We start from the raw sequence: 15,301 nt of genomic DNA, 5'->3' as shown, positions 1-15,301 counted from the left end.
AAAATTACCTCAGAATTTTATTCTTTATTTTCTGGATTGCTATCAGAGATTATATCGTTTTTCGAAATGTCTGCCATAGCAGCTACAGAGCTCAATATTCCCGAAATTTCATAAGGCATAAAGACCTTTGTTGATTTCCCGTCTGAGATTGCTTTTAATGCCTCAAAGTACCTTATTGTTATCAAATCTTTTGTAGGATTGCCTTTATGGATTGAGTCGAAAACTTTAAGAATTGCCTCAGCTTCTCCGTCTGCTTCGATACTTAATTTATACTTTTGAGCATCTGCTTTTTTCTTAACGGCTTCCGCTTCACCTTCTGCTTTTAATATTGCAGCATTTCTGTCTCCTTCTGCTCTGGTAATTTGTGATTGTTTGTACCCTTCAGCCTCTAAAATAACAGCTCTTTTCATTCTTTCGGCTTTCATTTGCTTGCTCATTGCATCCATAATATCTTGAGGAGGATCGATCTTTTTGATCTCCACTCTGGTGATTCTTACTCCCCATTTATCGGTGGCTTCATCTAATACTTCTCTGAGTTTTGTGTTGATTCTTTCTCTAGAGGTTAATGTTTGGTCTAATTCTAATTCTCCGATCACGTTCCTTAAATTTGTTTGAGCCAATTTAACAGCCGCCGAAGTAAAATCTCCAACGTTGTAGACTACTCTATAAGCATCAGTTATCTCGTAATATATAACAGCATCAACGGTAACTATAACGTTATCCCTAGTGATAACCTCTTGAGGTGGAACATCTATCAACATTTCTCTTAAATCTACTTTGGTTATTCTTTCTATGAAAGGCATGATGAAATTTAATCCAGAATCGACCTGTCTATGAAATTTTCCTAATCTTTCTACCAAACCTTTTTCGTAAGGGCGGATAATTCTTAAACTCATTGCAGCAATAAAGATCAAAAACAAAACTGCTATTATCAATATTACCAACATTGTTTTTCCCCACCTTTCTTTTTCAAATTGTGGTCACTAAAAAACATTTTATTCCCCCGTCTCTTTTTTTTGATTATTTTCAGATGCATTGATTTTTTTTATATATACAAAATTAGCGGTTTTTCTTGTGATTATAACATCATCGCCCACATTAATAAGATAGTTTTCTTCATCTTCTGGAAATGCTCTCCATTCGTCTCCCTTTATTTTAACTATGATTCTTCCTTCATCGTCAATTTTATCTACCTTAGCTTTCATGCCAACAAATTGATCTTGATAAGGTTTTATAGTAGAAGAGCCTTTGTACATATTTTGTACAATTTTTCTTGTTGAGATCCACAACAAAAAAGAAACGATTAAGAATATTAGCAAATTTAAAACAACCGATGAAATAAATAAAGATGTAATAGCTGCTACTCCAGCTCCTATGGCGAACCATAAAAAGAAAAAAGATGGAAGTATAGCTTCAACGCCCGCAAAAATTATAGCAAAAATGACCCACACACCCCATTGACCCATAATTATCACCTCACGTCATTTGCAAACATCATTTGCGAAGCAAATGAGAATTAGGATGTTACTTCTAAAGCATTGCAAAAAAGACCTTTTTGCACATCACAGTAAAACCATTTTGCAAAAAACAGCAAAATTAGATCTTGAAAACTTTTTCAGGGTGGACGATATTTATTTGTATATCTGGGAATTCTTTATTCAATTCTTCTTTGGCTGACTTAATTTTGCTGTTGTACCTACTTGAGACATGGTATATAATAACTCTCTTAGGCTTGGAAATGTTAATTAAATTTTTTAATTCTGCTAGAGAGGTATGGTTTCTAATTTTTCTATCCTTTTCATCAAAAAAGGTACATTCATGAAGTAGCGTTCCACAATCTTTTGCGAAATTGGGGGGAATAGGTAGCGAATCCCCGCTTATAGTCAATATGTTCGCAATGTAGTTTTCTAAGATATCTTCTTTTTTATTAATTATTAAATCTTTTATTTCGGGTTCAGTTAATTCTCTATACGCTTCTTTTACTCTTTTTCTTTGCTCTAAAATTTGGTAACCAAAAGAGACTTCCCCAGGGGTATGTCTTGTTTTAAAGGGTTTTATAAATCTTTTGTTGTTTAGAGAGATAGTATCCGATAACATTATTTCTCTAAAATCTATTTCGTATCTTAATCTTTTATTCATTTTACCTATAAAGTTTAAATATTCAGTAATATTTTCCGATCCCTTTGGATAGTAAATTTCTAGTTTTTTGTTTCTGTTCCCCATAGCGTTATTACGAGTATTAATGATTCCCCACAATCCAGCTATATGGTCTACGTGGGAGTGTGTTAAAATAATCTTTTCGATTCCATATATTTTGTTTCCTAACTCTGCACTAACCCCTTCACCAGCATCAAAAAGTATTCTATCTGGTTTGTAAAAAACCCAAGTCGTATACAATGCCTTTGATCTTATTAAAAACTCCAACTATCACAACTCCCATTGAAATTTGTTAGTTTTCTGGTTTTATTTCAACCTTTATTTCCCCTCTCACGCCTTGAGGAAGTTTAACTTTTAAAGTGTGAGTTCCTAATTCTTTTATGTTTACCTTTTCATCAAACCAAGTTCTGTCAAACTTTTCATCAAGTAATTCCTCTATTTTTTCAGAAATATCTTGAGCTGTTACCGCACCAAAAAGTTTGCCTTTTTCTCCTGCTTTTGCTTTTATTTCTATTTTTGTACCCTTTAATTTTTCTAAAATTTCTTCGCTTCTTTTTCTTAGATTTTCCTTCTTTTCGTCTTCTATTTTTTTGCTTTCTTCAATGTGCTTTATATAACCTCCGGTTGCTTCAGCAGCCAAATTCTTTGGAATCAAATAATTCCTTGCGTATCCATCAGAAACTTCTTTTATTTCACCCTTTTTCCCTAATTTAGCTACATCTTCCAGCAACAATACTTTCATCTGTCAAAACACCCCTTTGTACAATTTTATCATAATTAGGTAAAAAACATATCTTCAAAAAAATAGATAGAGGAATCCCTCTATCTATTGTATTTATAACATGAATTGTAGCCTCACTCGTTCACGTAAGGGACTAACATCATTTTTCTTGCACGTTGTATCGCTGTTCGTACCATTCTTTGATGTTTGGCACAATTTCCATTTATTCTTTTTGGAAGGATTTTTCCTTTGTCGTTCATAAACTCTTTTAATTTTCTGACATCTTTGTAATCAATATATTCAACATTATCCCTGCATAATTTGCATTTTTTTATTCTTTTTCTTTCTTTTTTAACGTACGCCATTCTATTTAAAACCTCCGTTTTTCTCATTTTTTATTTCCTTTCTCGATACCCTTTTACCTAAAAAACTTATTTCTAAAGTTCTTCAGTTCAGATAGGTTTATTATCTGAAGAAAGATCATTTTCAAGGTCATCAAGGTCTCCTTCTAAAAAAGTGTCGTCTCCGAGAAAAGCTTCATCACCTATTTCTTCGATCGGATCGGTGTCTGAAATATTGCCTATATCAGAGAAACCTTCTTCTACTGCAATGGGCATACCAGAAAATTCATTAGCTTCTTGAGCCTTTTTTGTTTCCATGAAATTCATTCTATTGGCCCAGATTTCAGCTGTTTCTCTTTTTATATTATCTCTATCTGTCCATTGATTAATATGAAGCGATCCTTCAACTAGGATCAATTTCCCTTTTTTTAAATAGTTTGATGCAAAATCCGCTTGTTTACCAAAAGCCACAATTTTTATGAAATCTGTGCCATCTTGATTGTTTGAAGTACCTCTGTCAACAGCTAAATGAAAGTTTGCAACGTTATTTCCATTCATAGTAGAACGTATCTCTGGATCTCTGGTCAATCTCCCAACCAAAATAACTTTGTTATAAGAAATAGACATAAAAAACACTTCCTATTTTTCGTTAAATTTCTTCAGAAATTTCTGGTTCTTCTACCTTTATTTTTGCTTCTTTTTGGGTTTTTCTTACTTTTTTCTCAAGATCTTCTCTTCTAATCGTTTGAAACCTAAAAATCTCTTGGTTCACTTTAAAAAGATCATCCAGTTGGTTAATCTTTTCTGGATCAGCTTTGTATATGATGTAGGTATAATCACCTTCTGTAAATTTACCTTTTTGAGTCCTATAGGCTAATTTCCTTACACCCCATCTCGTGAACTCTTCTACTTCACCTTCCAGTTGGCCTTCTATCCAACCTCTCACCTTTTCTGCCAAAGCATTTCTTTCCTCTTCAGGAATGTCTGTTCTAACGACAAACATTGTTTCGTAGTATCTTTTTCCCACTATATACCTCCTCCTATGGTCTTAGGCCTCTGAACTTATCAGAAGCAGGATTTTTTCATGTGCAATTATAACAGAAAATCTAAATAAGGTTATTGTTTTTATTTAAAAATTATATTAAAATTCTATACCAAATCCAAAGTTTAGTTTTAAAATATTTTCATCTTCAGTTGAAGGTTCGAAAGTATCTGCAACTTCATTGAATTCTAATTTATTTTGTATTACTCCCATATCAGCTGATAGGTTAAACTCTAAATTGTTAAAATAGAAGTTTGTTGCTATGGTATACACATATCTCTTTTCCAAAAGTGGATCATCCAAAAGATAGGTACCTTCATCTGGAGCCGTATTCTCCGTTGGGGATTTTCTTCCGGAAAACACAGTTTCAAAAGAAGAATAAAGGTTGAACCAGTTATTGTATGTATAGTCATAGTCAACTAGGAAAGAAACCGTGTTTTCACCGTATTTGTATCCGATGTAATTATCTGTGAAATCTATACCTTCCTCAAAAACAACATTATTCTTCTCATAAGAATAAATACTTTCCGGATAGATAGTGTAACCTGGCCCACCTCCTGGTTGAAAAGTGTATTGGGTTGCAAAGGCACCGTAAACACCAAAAGTTCCTAGGCTGCTTGCTAGGTTTAATCCTGAAGAAAAGGCAACTTTGTCAGGATTTTGTCTCTCTTCTGGATTGAAGAATCTGTTAGTGTTGAAATCGTCTACTAATAGTTGAGAGTAAATATAGTAATTAGGGTCCTTGTAATCAAAGAAGAATCCCATTATTGAGTTATCGTTTATATTTTCCCACCATGGCATACGGTTTTCTATTGCTCTAATCTCTTGAGCAAAATATGCGGGCATAGGATTTAAAAAGTAAAAAAAGTCAAAAGCCCTGTTGTAAACGAGCACATCTTGATAACCTACCCTGAAATTGCCAAATTTCAATCCATACGTTTTGTAATTCATTGCTGTAGGGGTAGCAAAATTGGTGTTATTTTCACTTACCAATTGAACCCACATGGTTTCAAAAAAGAAATGTTCATCTTCATAACCTACATCTAAATTGACAAGAGGAATATTATTGGAAGATAAAAACAATGAGTAGGGAGAATTCACTTCATCTTTTAGTTGTTTTATACCACCACTCAATTCAAGTGTTTGATCATCGTTTCTAAGGGTAATATAACTGTTTTCTATCAGAAAGTAGTGATCCCAATAGTAATCTGACTCATAAAAATAATACTTATCATCGTTGTAAAAGGCTAACTCACTTGTGATATCGAAGTTTGAAGTGTAATTGTATAACTTTATACCTATCCTGTCAGTGAAGGTTTCTTCATAATTATCATATGTCCCTTGAAAGTCAAGTTCTAAATTTATTGAAAATCCTAGTGAAAAAAGTAAAAGAATCATTAAAATGGGAACCAATGTTTTTTTGTACATTTTATACCCCCTCATCTTAGCTGGTAACTATCTTGCTCAACTATCTCTCTCAATCTTTTAATTTTAGAGTCTTCCCCCAGTACTATTATCACGTCTCCCTCTTCTATTATGGTATTTGCCTTAGGATTGAATATGCTGTTATTATCCTTTTTTCTTACGGCTATCACAATCATATCTACCTTGTCGGGTAGGGCTATTTCCTTAAGGGATTTACCAATTACCCAAGAGTTTTTGGGTATATCAACCTCTTCCAGCTGTAAATCTTTTTCTGGCGTATGAATGATCGTTTCAAGAAATGATACAATATTAGGCCGAGTTGCCATATAGGCTAATCTATTGCCAGAGATTTCAGATTCAAGAACAATCTTGTTGATTCCAGCATAAGATAGTTTCTTCACCGATTCGGGATCGTTGACTTTTGAGATGATGTTGATTTTAGGTACTATACTTTTCACCGTTAAAGCAACAAACAAGTTATCCACATCGGACGGTAGGGTTAATATGATGCTATCAGCTCTTTTGACTCCAACTTCTTCCAGCACCGTTTCATTTTTTGCGTCACCAATAAAATATGGAATTTCCTCATTTATTTCTTTTAGAAATTGTTGTGCTCTTTCTTCTGATTTATCCAACAAGACAAAATCTTTTTTCTCTTTTAATAGATTTTGACAGACAAAAAATCCCGTTTTACCAGCTCCTACAACAATATAATGATTATTCATACCATCTATTTTTTTCATTCTTTTTCTTACCTCCAAAACGTTTCTCATCTCACCCTCAACAATGAAGGAGGTTAGGGTTGAAAGAGAGTATAAGACTACCGTTATTCCAGAGAGGATCAATGCCATTGTAAATATCTGTGAAGCCCTCGATAGATTGGCAGGTATCTCGTATCCAACGGTACTCAACGTGATTATAGTAAAAAAAATAGAGTCTAAAAAAGCCCAATCTTCCAGTATCATATAACCTACTGTTCCTGTAAAGACTATTAAAATAAAAATCATAATGGATATCACAAATCGTCTTATTTTCAAAGTTAGAGTTTCATTCATTTGATCGAGACATGTGCCCCCTTTCCACTTTGGAGATTAGTGATTTTTACCTTATAATCATTAATGTTTGATCACCTTCGACGTTGTCCCCTCTTTTTACCAAAATTTTTTCAACTATACCGTCGTTTTCGGCTGGTATTTCATTTTCCATCTTCATTGCTTCGATTATGACAAGCTTATCTCCAGCTTTGACGCTCTGACCTTCTTTCACATTTATTTCGTTGATTACTCCTGGAAGGGGAGCTTTGACCTCATAACCTGAGTCTGTTTCCCTTTTATTTGGCTCCTCAGGGACCTTTTCCTCTTCATCTTTTTGTTTTTTCTCAACTTTTTTCTTGCCCCTTTTTTCAGCTTTTTTCTCGACAACAGCTTTGGGGATCTCATTAAATTGCTCTTTTTCAGAGACTCTTTCTTCTGTTTCTTTTGTTTTTTCTTCGTTAGCAATTTCAGAGCCTATTTCCTCAACTTCAACCTCATAGGTTTTATTGTTTATAGTAACTTTGAATTTTCTTTTCAATTTACTTTACCTCCACTTTTTGTTGTAATAAGGTCTCCAAGAAATAGAAGGTTGGTGTTTCATCCACCTTGTTTTAATTTTCTTTTCCAATTTCAACTCTTTATTTGGAACTTCTTTAATGCTTTCAATTTTGAATTCTTTGTCAGCAAGATAACTGGTTATAGCCGAAACGATAGCAAACAGTTCTTCTTCATCACTTTTCTCGTCATTTTCAATTCTTTTGACCTGTGGTGGTTTTATGTACTCTTTTTGAGGTTTTTCTAAACTTGATTTACCTGACGAATTATTAGTATTACTTTTAAAGAAAAAACGGAAAAGCCAAATGATCACCATTAAAATTATTAGCAATAGAAAGACTATAGATATTCCCATTAATGAAATAATCCATACATTTTTCATAATTATTCCTCCATCATAACGGAATATTTCCATGCTTTTTAGATGGAGTCGGTTTTACTTTTGAGTAAGCTATGGAAAGAGAAGTAGCTAACCTTCTTCTTGTTTCGATGGGTTCTATAACATCTTCTATATAGCCCCTAGAAGCTGCTTCATAGGGATTTGCAAACCGCTCTTTGTATTCTTCAACGCGTCTTTTTCTCCTTTCTTCGGGATTTTCAGAACTTTCAATCTCTTTAGCGAAGATAATGTTTGCGGCACCCTCTGATCCCATAACAGCTATTTCCGCTGTTGGGTATGCAAACACAAAATCAGCGCCCAAATGTTGTGAAGCCATTGCAATATAAGCCCCACCATAGGCTTTTCTTAAAATTACTGTGATCATAGGAACGGTGGATTCAGAATAAGCATACAATAGCTTTGCTCCATGTCTAATTATTCCACCGTGTTCTTGAGATACTCCTGGTAAGTATCCAGGTGTGTCAACAAAGGTGATAATAGGTATATTAAAAGAGTCACAAAATCTTATAAATCTGGCTGCTTTATCGGAAGCATCGATATCGAGAGAACCTGCCAAGATTTTTGGTTGATTGGCTATTATCCCCACAGATTTTCCTTCCAATCTTGCAAAGCCTACGACAATATTTTTGGCAAAATGAGGATGAATTTCAAAAAAAGACCCTGGATCAAATACTAAATTGATTAAATCTTTTACATCATAACTTTTTTTCGGGTTAGGTGAGACTATTTCGTTTATTTCTTCGGGTAATTCATAATTTTTATCGTAATCAATTGGTTCTACAGGATCAACATTGTTTGAAGGTATGTAAGAAAGTAACTTTCTGACAAGTTCCATGGCTTGCCCATCGTCTTTTGCCAAAAGGTGGGCGACACCGCTTTTTGAGTTATGAATCTTACCCCCTCCCAAATTCTCTTTATCAATGTCCTCGCCAGTCACAGTTTTTATAACCTGAGGGCCTGTGATAAACATTTGTGAAGTTTGATCCACCATAATTACAAAATCAGTTATCGCTGGGGAGTAAACCGCCCCTCCTGCACACGGGCCGGCTATAACGGTTATTTGAGGAATTACACCAGAAGCCTGGGTATTTCTATAAAAGATTCCACCGTAACCATATAGGGCATCAACAGCTTCCTGTATTCTAGCTCCGCCAGAGTCATTTATTCCGATTAAAGGTATACCGTATTTCATAGCCAAATCTTGTAATTTCATTATTTTCTTTGCATGCATTTCTCCAAGGGATCCACCTTGAATGGTGAAATCTTGGGAAAAAATTGCAACTTTTTTGCCGTTGATCTCTCCAAATCCTGTGACAACTCCATCGTATGGAAACTCTTTTTTATCTAAATCAAAGTATGTACATCTATGTTTAACTAACATATCGATTTCTTCAAAAGTACCTTCATCTACAAGAGCTTCTATTCTTTCACGAGCAGTTAACTTACCCATTTTATGTTGTTTTTCTATTCTCTCTTCTCCCCCTCCAACAAGAAGGGATTCTTTCTTTTTTCTCAACTCTTCTATTTTTTGAATTAGTTCTTCATCTGGCATATATAAAGCTCCTTATTTGCGAGATTTATACAGTTTTCAGAATTTCTAAAACGTTGTGTCAGCGCCGCCTTGTTCGGACATTAAGGGGAAGCCCCTTAAAAACCCCAAATTCAAGGTCAAAATCATTTATAAAAAAAATGGTTTGCATACTGCAGCAAACGCTCCCAACCCATTTAAGGAAGTGCCCAAAGGTCCCTTAGACCTTGCAACTCTTAATTTATTATTTACGATACTCAACAAACTCAGTTAAAATACCGTTAGCAGATTTTGGATGTAAAAAGAAGACTAAGCTTCCACCTGCTCCTCGATTAGGTTCATCAGATAAGGTTTTGTAACCCATTTTTTTTGCGTTTTCTAAGACCATTTTAATGTTATCTACTTGATATGCGATGTGGTGGAATCCCTCGCCTCGTTTTTTTAAAAAATTTGATATTTCAGAGTCCTCTCTTAAAGGTTCCATAAGTTCTATTCTAACATCTTTTATGTATAAAAAAGTAACTTTTATTCCTCTATCTTCTAGGATTTCTTCTGCACTCTTTTCAACGTGAAGCAAGTCCCTATACAACTTGAATGCTTCTTCAATGGAATTGACAGCAATTCCTATGTGGTCAATTTTGGTTTCCATTGTTTCCCTCCTTTTTACACATGAATGCTATAACATCTTTTTTAAGGGAATCGGTATCTTGATTTTCCAACGGATAATCTTCCAAAAAATTTTCTATAAGATGGAAAAGATAGTTTTTAACACGACTTTTTTTTCTTAGATTCTCTTTTAAATTAGAGTTTTGAAAGTATTCTCTGCTTGATTCTAACCATTCGTGAACTTTTTCAAATCCTTTGTTTTCAGTGGAACTAACGCTAAAAACTTTTTTGGGATTTTCGATTTGTGAATCCAAATAATTTTCTAAGTACATTAAGAATCTTTTGGAATTAGATAGATCCATCTTGTTGACAATATAGCAATCAGCTATTTCCATTATTCCTGCCTTATAAATTTGAATTTCATCGCCAGCATCAGGAGATAATATTAAAAGAGTAGTATCACAAGCATAGAATATATCGATCTCTGATTGACCGGTTCCCACCGTTTCAATGATTATTGTATCGAAGCCAAATGCCTTCATTACATCAATAATATCATAAATCGAATTGCAAACTCCCCCCATTGCTCCTCTACTTGCTATACTTCTGATGTAAACGTTAGAAGCTTTGGTTAAATCAAACATTCTTACCCTATCTCCCAAAAAAGCCCCGCCACTGAAAGGACTGCTGGGATCAATCAGGATTATTCCAATATTCTGACCTTTATTGGAGTAAAATGAGACCAATCTTGAGATAAAAGAGCTTTTTCCGACGCCAGGACTACCTGTAACACCTATTACATATGAATTTTTTGGTTGAATATCCGAATGTAATCGAGAAATAATTTCCCAGGTTTGTGAATAATTATCTTCTAATAGAGATATCATCTTCGCTAAAGCGGTTTTATTATGGGCTTTAAATTTTGGAAGTAATTGTTCATACTTTTCTGCCCATTGCAATATCTTTCACCTTCTCTATTATATCTTTTAATGAAGTACCTGGGGTGAAAATTTCGATTATTCCCATTTCCTTTAGTTCCGGGATATCTTCTTCCGGAATGATTCCACCAAGGGTAACGGGAATATCAGCTTCCTTTTCTTTTAGTAAATTTAGTATTTTTTGACATAACTTCTTGTGTGCACCTGAAAGTATAGATAAGCCAATTAAATCAACATCTTCTTGAATTGCTGCTTCAACGATTTCTTCCGGAGTTCTTCTTATGCCTGTGTAGATTACTTCCATTCCGGCGTCTCTTAGTGCTCTTGCTAAAACTTTAGCTCCTCGGTCATGACCATCGAGCCCTGGTTTAGCTATTAAGACACGAATTCTTGTACTCATTTCAAAGCTGCCTCCTCTCCAAATGGTAAATGCTGACTTTAAAAACTCTAAAATTTCTGTCAGCGCCCCTTTGCCCCGCTCCCCACCCTCATTGTATAAAGTCTCTAAAATGGCAAAGGTTCGGTTAATATAAAAAAATAATTAGATTGTAGTACTTTCACGATACTCCCCATAAACTTCTTTTAAAATTTTTGTTATTTCTCCTATTGTTGAATAGTTTTCTACACATTCAATTACATAAGGGAATAAATTCTCCTCGTTTATTGCAGCCTTTTTCAATCTATTCAAAGATTGTTCTACTTTTGTGGTATCTCTTTGCCTTTTTAAATTCTTTAACTTTTCTATTTGCTTTTCTTCTTGTTCTTCATCAACTTTTAGGATATCTATCTTTTCTTTTTTGTCAGAATTGTATTCATTAATCCCCACTATGATCTGTTCTTTATTTTCTATCCTTTTTTGTGTTTTATAAGCACTATTTAATATTTCTTTTTGAGGGTATCCGTCCTCTATGGCTTTTGCCATTCCGCCTATCTCATCTATTTTTTCTAAATATTTTTGAGCTTCTTTTTCTATGTCTAAAGTTAATTTTTCTATAGCGAACGATCCCGCTAGAGGATCTACGGTTTCGCTTACTCCGATTTCGTGGGCTATGATTTGTTGTGTTCTTAAAGCGACGGTGACGGATTGTTCTGTAGGCAGTCCTAAAGCCTCATCATAAGAGTTAGTGTGAAGTGATTGGGTACCACCTAAAACCGCAGCCAAAGCTTGAATTGTTACCCTTATTATGTTATTCAAAGGTTGTTGTGCGGTTAATGTGGAACCGGCAGTCTGGGTATGAAATTTCAATTTCATTGCGTCTTCATCCGTCACACCGAAGCGTTCTTTCATAATCCTTGCCCATAATTTTCTAGCGGCCCTAAATTTTGCTATTTCTTCTAAAAAGTTGTTATGGGCATTGAAAAAGAATGAGAGATTCCTTCCAAATTCATTTGGATCTAATCCGGCTTTAATTGCTGCCTCGACATAGGCTATTCCATCTGCTAATGTAAAAGCTATTTCTTGAACCGCATTGGCTCCTGCTTCCCTAATATGATAGCCACTGATACTTATTAAGTTAAATTTTGGAAGGTTTTTGCTTCCATAATCAAAAATATCTACTATCAACTTCATAGATTCTTTTGGTGGAAAGATATAAGTGCCCCTTGCTATGTATTCTTTTAAAATATCGTTCTGAATAGTACCTCTAAGTTTTTCATAAGGAACACCTTGTTTTTTTGCAATAGTCATTAACATTGCCAATAAAATCATCGCAGTTGAGTTGATAGTCATTGAAACACTCACCTTATCAAGAGGGATGCCATCGAAAAGAATCTCCATATCTTTTAGTGAATCTATTGCTACTCCAACCTTTCCTACTTCCCCCTCGGACATGGGATCGTCTGAGTCAAAACCTATTTGTGTTGGCAGGTCAAAGGCTATAGATAAACCTGTTTGGCCTTGTTCTAATAAGTATTTATATCTTTTGTTGGATTCTTCTGCAGACCCGAATCCTGCATATTGACGCATGGTCCACAACTTACCTCGGTACATGGTTGGTTGTACACCTCTGGTGAAAGGGTATTCACCAGGAAAGCCTAAATCTTTAAGGTAATCTAAATTTTCTATATCTAAAGGTGTATAAAGCCTTTCAATCTCATCTTCATATGAGGTAACAAATTCCTTTTTTCTCTCTGGGAAACGTCTTAAGGTAGGTTCTAATTTTTTCCCTTCCCATTCTTTTTTTGACTTTTCTATTTCATGAATTTTTTCTCTTTCAAACATAGGAATTTCCTCCCACAATAAATTTTTATACGAACTATGAAAAAAATTTCATTACCCGGGGTCATTATTATTTTACCCTATTATTTTAAAATTTACAAATCATTATTGGTAAAAAATAATTTTGCTGACTAACGAAGGCAATATTGTGTTATAATTTAAAAAGTCAGTTTGAGGAGGTAAAAAACGATAAAAGCACATTTTGACAAAGACCTTAGGTCATTAATTGAGAAATCCAATTATACCCCAAAACAAATAGCCGATAATTTAAAAATACCTGTATCCACCCTAGAAAATCTTATGGATGGAGACTTTGAGTACTTCTCCAAAGTCTCTTTGACAGATGTAGCAAAGAGATTGAGTACTATATTAGATGAAGAGATAAATGTAATCTTTGAAGATGAAGAGTTAAAGGGAGAAGTTCAGCTAGAAAGGAAAGATACGGCGTATAACAAACTTAAGATATTTCAATTTTTGATGGTAGCATTCTTGATCGTTAACTTAATTTTTCTTTATTTTCTAATCCAAGATTTAAGGTTTTACAATAATATACTGCAAAGAAATATATACACACTAAATATTATCAATAGGGGAACTTCTGAAATATATGTAAACAAAACTGTGGTTCCACCAAACCAGAATATTCAAATTCAACTGGCTTTTGGAGAAAATTTGGAGATACACGGTAACCAAGGTGAAACGGTTATAGAAACACCACTTGTCAAATATACTGTAAAACTGGAAGATTTTGAGGTGAGTTTGTCGTATGGGAATGACTAAAGCACCAGATCTTGTAAATTATTTGGCGCATATATTTACTGCTGGAGATTCTGATTTATGGCTTTATAAAATGAGTTTGAAAGAGTTGCTCGAAAAACATTTTGGACCTATCGACTATATTTCTTCTTCATTAGATTTTCAGCGCTTTACAGATTATTATAACGAAGAAATGGGTAAAAATATACGAATTGAATCAAGGTTGGTGAGTTTTAAATATCTAAGTTCTCCCGGTTTTTTGCCGGACGCGAAATTGATAACGAATGAGATTGAGAATAACTTTTCGGTTGATGGTAAAAGAAAAGTAAATATAGACATCGGCTATCTTCACCACACTCAATTTGTTTTAGCGAGCACAAAACACTGGGGCAATAGGATTTATATTGGCAAAGGTATATATGCTGAGATTACCTTAATGTACAATTTCGGGCAATGGGAACCTCTCAAATACACTTACCCTAATTTTAAAGATCCAGAATATTTAAATGAGTTAGATGCAATCAGAGATGTTTATCTGAAGAAAAGGAAAAACTATATATCGTAAAGTGTTTCTTAATTTCTATAAATGGATGGTGAAAATATTGTTGTCACAAGGTGGTTGGCTGTCACTAATATATTTAGTTTTATTTCTGTTTTTGGCTCATTTTTCTCCTTTTATTATTGCAGCGTTGATTTTGGGTGTCTTTTTGTCTATGCTTATAGAAGCACCACAAAATTTATTTTCTAAGATTATGAATTCTAAATTATCTGCCGTTTTATCACATATACTTGTCTTAGGGTTAGTCTTATATGCAGCGATCACATTTTTCCCCGTTGTGATTAGTGAAGGCAATAAACTATTTTCTATGCTTTCCTCTTTAACAATTCCACAAGAAGAAGCATTGGCTCAACTACCAGAATGGTTGGTTACTTTTATCAACGATTTGAACAAAAATCTTTCTGATTTTGCCTTAGGTTTGATGAACCAGCTTTTATCATCCATTCCCAGTTTGATAACTTCAGCAATTGTTTTGGTGGTAACAACTGCGGCAATAGGTTCATTAAAAACAATCACGAAGAATAATTTATGGAAACTCTACCCTGTAAACGACAGAGAAAAGGGTTTGAAATTTATGAAGGATACATACTCACAGTTTGAAAGATTTGTACATGGACAATTTTTGACAGCTATAATGGTAGGAACTTTCATTGGGTTAATGTCCTTCATCTTTGGTATACCAAGTGCACTTTTTTTAGGTATCTTGGCTTGGATCACTGATTTTATACCCTATTTGGGAGTAGTTATTTCGGCGGTTCCTTTGTTGATGCTAGCTTTTACCGAAAATGGGCTAATCGGTCTAATAATAGGTTTAGTAATTTTAACCGCTGCCAATCAGTTAGAAATGTGGTTCTTCAGTCCGAGAATCCAAAGTAATGCTCTAAATTTGCATTGGTTTGTAATAATAATATCTATACTTTTATTCGGTGAGTTATTCAGCTTTTTAGGTATTCTTATCGCCCTTCCGATAGTTGTTTATATTAGAAACTTTTGGGAATATTTTGTGATAAAAATCAAGTGA

19 protein-coding genes are annotated in these 15,301 nt (G+C 34.2%); 3 read left to right on the top strand and 16 right to left on the bottom strand.

Annotated features, from left to right (window positions below):
- Positions 1–17 precede the first annotated feature (17 nt).
- The 16 genes from NAAC61_RS07150 to NAAC61_RS07075 form a co-directional block, all read right to left on the bottom strand.
- Positions 18–947: an SPFH domain-containing protein gene (locus NAAC61_RS07150; protein WP_012208402.1), complete on the bottom strand. Its 930-nt coding sequence runs from the start codon at positions 945–947 to the stop codon at positions 18–20.
- A gap of 48 nt (positions 948–995) precedes the next feature.
- Positions 996–1,466 carry an NfeD family protein gene (locus NAAC61_RS07145; RefSeq protein WP_103065711.1) on the bottom strand — a complete coding sequence of 157 codons (471 nt, stop codon included), beginning with the start codon at positions 1,464–1,466 and terminating at the stop codon, positions 996–998.
- A 130-nt stretch (positions 1,467–1,596) separates the two neighbouring features.
- Positions 1,597–2,424, bottom strand: coding sequence for an MBL fold metallo-hydrolase (locus tag NAAC61_RS07140; RefSeq protein ID WP_202695593.1), 828 nt, complete (start codon positions 2,422–2,424; stop codon positions 1,597–1,599).
- 25 nt (positions 2,425–2,449) lie between these two features.
- Positions 2,450–2,899 (bottom strand): 50S ribosomal protein L9, encoded by a 450-nt coding sequence (gene rplI, locus NAAC61_RS07135; protein WP_103065709.1) that lies wholly within the window; start codon positions 2,897–2,899, stop codon positions 2,450–2,452.
- Positions 2,900–3,012: 113 nt separating this feature from the next.
- The gene (gene rpsR, locus NAAC61_RS07130) at positions 3,013–3,243 is read right to left on the bottom strand and encodes a 30S ribosomal protein S18 (RefSeq protein ID WP_012208398.1); all 231 of its coding nucleotides are present in this window, start codon (positions 3,241–3,243) and stop codon (positions 3,013–3,015) included.
- A gap of 87 nt (positions 3,244–3,330) precedes the next feature.
- The gene (locus tag NAAC61_RS07125; protein WP_103065708.1) at positions 3,331–3,846 is read right to left on the bottom strand and encodes a single-stranded DNA-binding protein; all 516 of its coding nucleotides are present in this window, start codon (positions 3,844–3,846) and stop codon (positions 3,331–3,333) included.
- A gap of 22 nt (positions 3,847–3,868) precedes the next feature.
- Positions 3,869–4,246: a 30S ribosomal protein S6 gene (gene rpsF / locus NAAC61_RS07120; RefSeq protein WP_012208396.1), complete on the bottom strand. Its 378-nt coding sequence runs from the start codon at positions 4,244–4,246 to the stop codon at positions 3,869–3,871.
- A 114-nt stretch (positions 4,247–4,360) separates the two neighbouring features.
- The gene (locus NAAC61_RS07115; RefSeq protein WP_202695592.1) at positions 4,361–5,689 is read right to left on the bottom strand and encodes a hypothetical protein; all 1,329 of its coding nucleotides are present in this window, start codon (positions 5,687–5,689) and stop codon (positions 4,361–4,363) included.
- A gap of 11 nt (positions 5,690–5,700) precedes the next feature.
- A complete protein-coding gene (locus NAAC61_RS07110; RefSeq protein WP_103065706.1) occupies positions 5,701–6,741 on the bottom strand; it encodes a potassium channel family protein in 1,041 nt (346 codons plus the stop codon).
- A 46-nt stretch (positions 6,742–6,787) separates the two neighbouring features.
- A complete protein-coding gene (locus NAAC61_RS07105; RefSeq protein WP_012208393.1) occupies positions 6,788–7,258 on the bottom strand; it encodes a biotin/lipoyl-containing protein in 471 nt (156 codons plus the stop codon).
- A 6-nt stretch (positions 7,259–7,264) separates the two neighbouring features.
- Positions 7,265–7,657 (bottom strand): OadG family transporter subunit, encoded by a 393-nt coding sequence (locus NAAC61_RS07100; RefSeq protein ID WP_012208392.1) that lies wholly within the window; start codon positions 7,655–7,657, stop codon positions 7,265–7,267.
- Positions 7,658–7,670: 13 nt separating this feature from the next.
- A complete protein-coding gene (locus NAAC61_RS07095) occupies positions 7,671–9,227 on the bottom strand; it encodes an acyl-CoA carboxylase subunit beta (RefSeq protein WP_202695591.1) in 1,557 nt (518 codons plus the stop codon).
- 220 nt (positions 9,228–9,447) lie between these two features.
- Positions 9,448–9,852: a methylmalonyl-CoA epimerase gene (gene mce, locus NAAC61_RS07090; RefSeq protein ID WP_202695590.1), complete on the bottom strand. Its 405-nt coding sequence runs from the start codon at positions 9,850–9,852 to the stop codon at positions 9,448–9,450.
- Positions 9,836–10,768, bottom strand: coding sequence for a methylmalonyl Co-A mutase-associated GTPase MeaB (gene meaB, locus NAAC61_RS07085; RefSeq protein ID WP_202695589.1), 933 nt, complete (start codon positions 10,766–10,768; stop codon positions 9,836–9,838). The genes mce and meaB overlap by 17 nt, the downstream gene beginning before the upstream one ends.
- Positions 10,746–11,147: a cobalamin B12-binding domain-containing protein gene (locus NAAC61_RS07080; RefSeq protein ID WP_121514670.1), complete on the bottom strand. Its 402-nt coding sequence runs from the start codon at positions 11,145–11,147 to the stop codon at positions 10,746–10,748. The genes meaB and NAAC61_RS07080 overlap by 23 nt, the downstream gene beginning before the upstream one ends.
- A gap of 141 nt (positions 11,148–11,288) precedes the next feature.
- Positions 11,289–12,968, bottom strand: a complete 1,680-nt coding sequence (locus NAAC61_RS07075; protein WP_202695588.1) for an acyl-CoA mutase large subunit family protein — start codon at positions 12,966–12,968, stop codon at positions 11,289–11,291.
- Positions 12,969–13,265: 297 nt separating this feature from the next.
- On the opposite strand from NAAC61_RS07075, the gene NAAC61_RS07070 reads away from it, so the two are divergent.
- Genes NAAC61_RS07070 through NAAC61_RS07060 form a run of 3 tightly spaced genes read left to right on the top strand, consistent with a single transcriptional unit; the run spans position 13,266 to position 15,301 of the window.
- Positions 13,266–13,745, top strand: a complete 480-nt coding sequence (locus NAAC61_RS07070) for a hypothetical protein (protein WP_146026697.1) — start codon at positions 13,266–13,268, stop codon at positions 13,743–13,745.
- Complete coding sequence (locus NAAC61_RS07065) at positions 13,732–14,286, top strand: DUF4416 family protein (protein WP_121959696.1); 555 nt, start codon at positions 13,732–13,734, stop codon at positions 14,284–14,286. Before NAAC61_RS07070 ends, NAAC61_RS07065 begins: the two co-directional genes overlap by 14 nt.
- Before the next feature lie 37 nt (positions 14,287–14,323).
- Positions 14,324–15,301: an AI-2E family transporter gene (locus tag NAAC61_RS07060; protein WP_233187770.1), complete on the top strand. Its 978-nt coding sequence runs from the start codon at positions 14,324–14,326 to the stop codon at positions 15,299–15,301.

The sequence above is a fragment of the Petrotoga sp. 8T1HF07.NaAc.6.1 genome, assembly GCF_016772115.1.
GTDB lineage: Bacteria > Thermotogota > Thermotogae > Petrotogales > Petrotogaceae > Petrotoga > Petrotoga mobilis.
The sequence above is the reverse complement of the archived record's forward strand: the minus strand, read 5'-3'. Positions and strand labels throughout refer to the sequence as shown.

What these genes read in the sequence shown, in the direction of transcription:
- NAAC61_RS07075 (WP_202695588.1), bottom strand. Translation starts at nt 12,968, where the DNA reads ATGTTTGAAAGAGAAAAAATTCATGAAATAGAAAAGTCAAAAAAAGAA.
- mce (WP_202695590.1), bottom strand. Translation starts at nt 9,852, where the DNA reads ATGGAAACCAAAATTGACCACATAGGAATTGCTGTCAATTCCATTGAA.
- NAAC61_RS07100 (WP_012208392.1), bottom strand. Translation starts at nt 7,657, where the DNA reads ATGAAAAATGTATGGATTATTTCATTAATGGGAATATCTATAGTCTTT.
- NAAC61_RS07065 (WP_121959696.1), top strand. Translation starts at nt 13,732, where the DNA reads ATGGGAATGACTAAAGCACCAGATCTTGTAAATTATTTGGCGCATATA.
- NAAC61_RS07150 (WP_012208402.1), bottom strand. Translation starts at nt 947, where the DNA reads ATGTTGGTAATATTGATAATAGCAGTTTTGTTTTTGATCTTTATTGCT.
- rplI (WP_103065709.1), bottom strand. Translation starts at nt 2,899, where the DNA reads ATGAAAGTATTGTTGCTGGAAGATGTAGCTAAATTAGGGAAAAAGGGT.
- NAAC61_RS07095 (WP_202695591.1), bottom strand. Translation starts at nt 9,227, where the DNA reads ATGCCAGATGAAGAACTAATTCAAAAAATAGAAGAGTTGAGAAAAAAG.
- rpsR (WP_012208398.1), bottom strand. Translation starts at nt 3,243, where the DNA reads ATGGCGTACGTTAAAAAAGAAAGAAAAAGAATAAAAAAATGCAAATTA.
- NAAC61_RS07145 (WP_103065711.1), bottom strand. Translation starts at nt 1,466, where the DNA reads ATGGGTCAATGGGGTGTGTGGGTCATTTTTGCTATAATTTTTGCGGGC.
- NAAC61_RS07125 (WP_103065708.1), bottom strand. Translation starts at nt 3,846, where the DNA reads ATGTCTATTTCTTATAACAAAGTTATTTTGGTTGGGAGATTGACCAGA.
- NAAC61_RS07070 (WP_146026697.1), top strand. Translation starts at nt 13,266, where the DNA reads ATGGATGGAGACTTTGAGTACTTCTCCAAAGTCTCTTTGACAGATGTA.
- NAAC61_RS07110 (WP_103065706.1), bottom strand. Translation starts at nt 6,741, where the DNA reads ATGAATGAAACTCTAACTTTGAAAATAAGACGATTTGTGATATCCATT.
- NAAC61_RS07080 (WP_121514670.1), bottom strand. Translation starts at nt 11,147, where the DNA reads ATGAGTACAAGAATTCGTGTCTTAATAGCTAAACCAGGGCTCGATGGT.
- NAAC61_RS07115 (WP_202695592.1), bottom strand. Translation starts at nt 5,689, where the DNA reads ATGTACAAAAAAACATTGGTTCCCATTTTAATGATTCTTTTACTTTTT.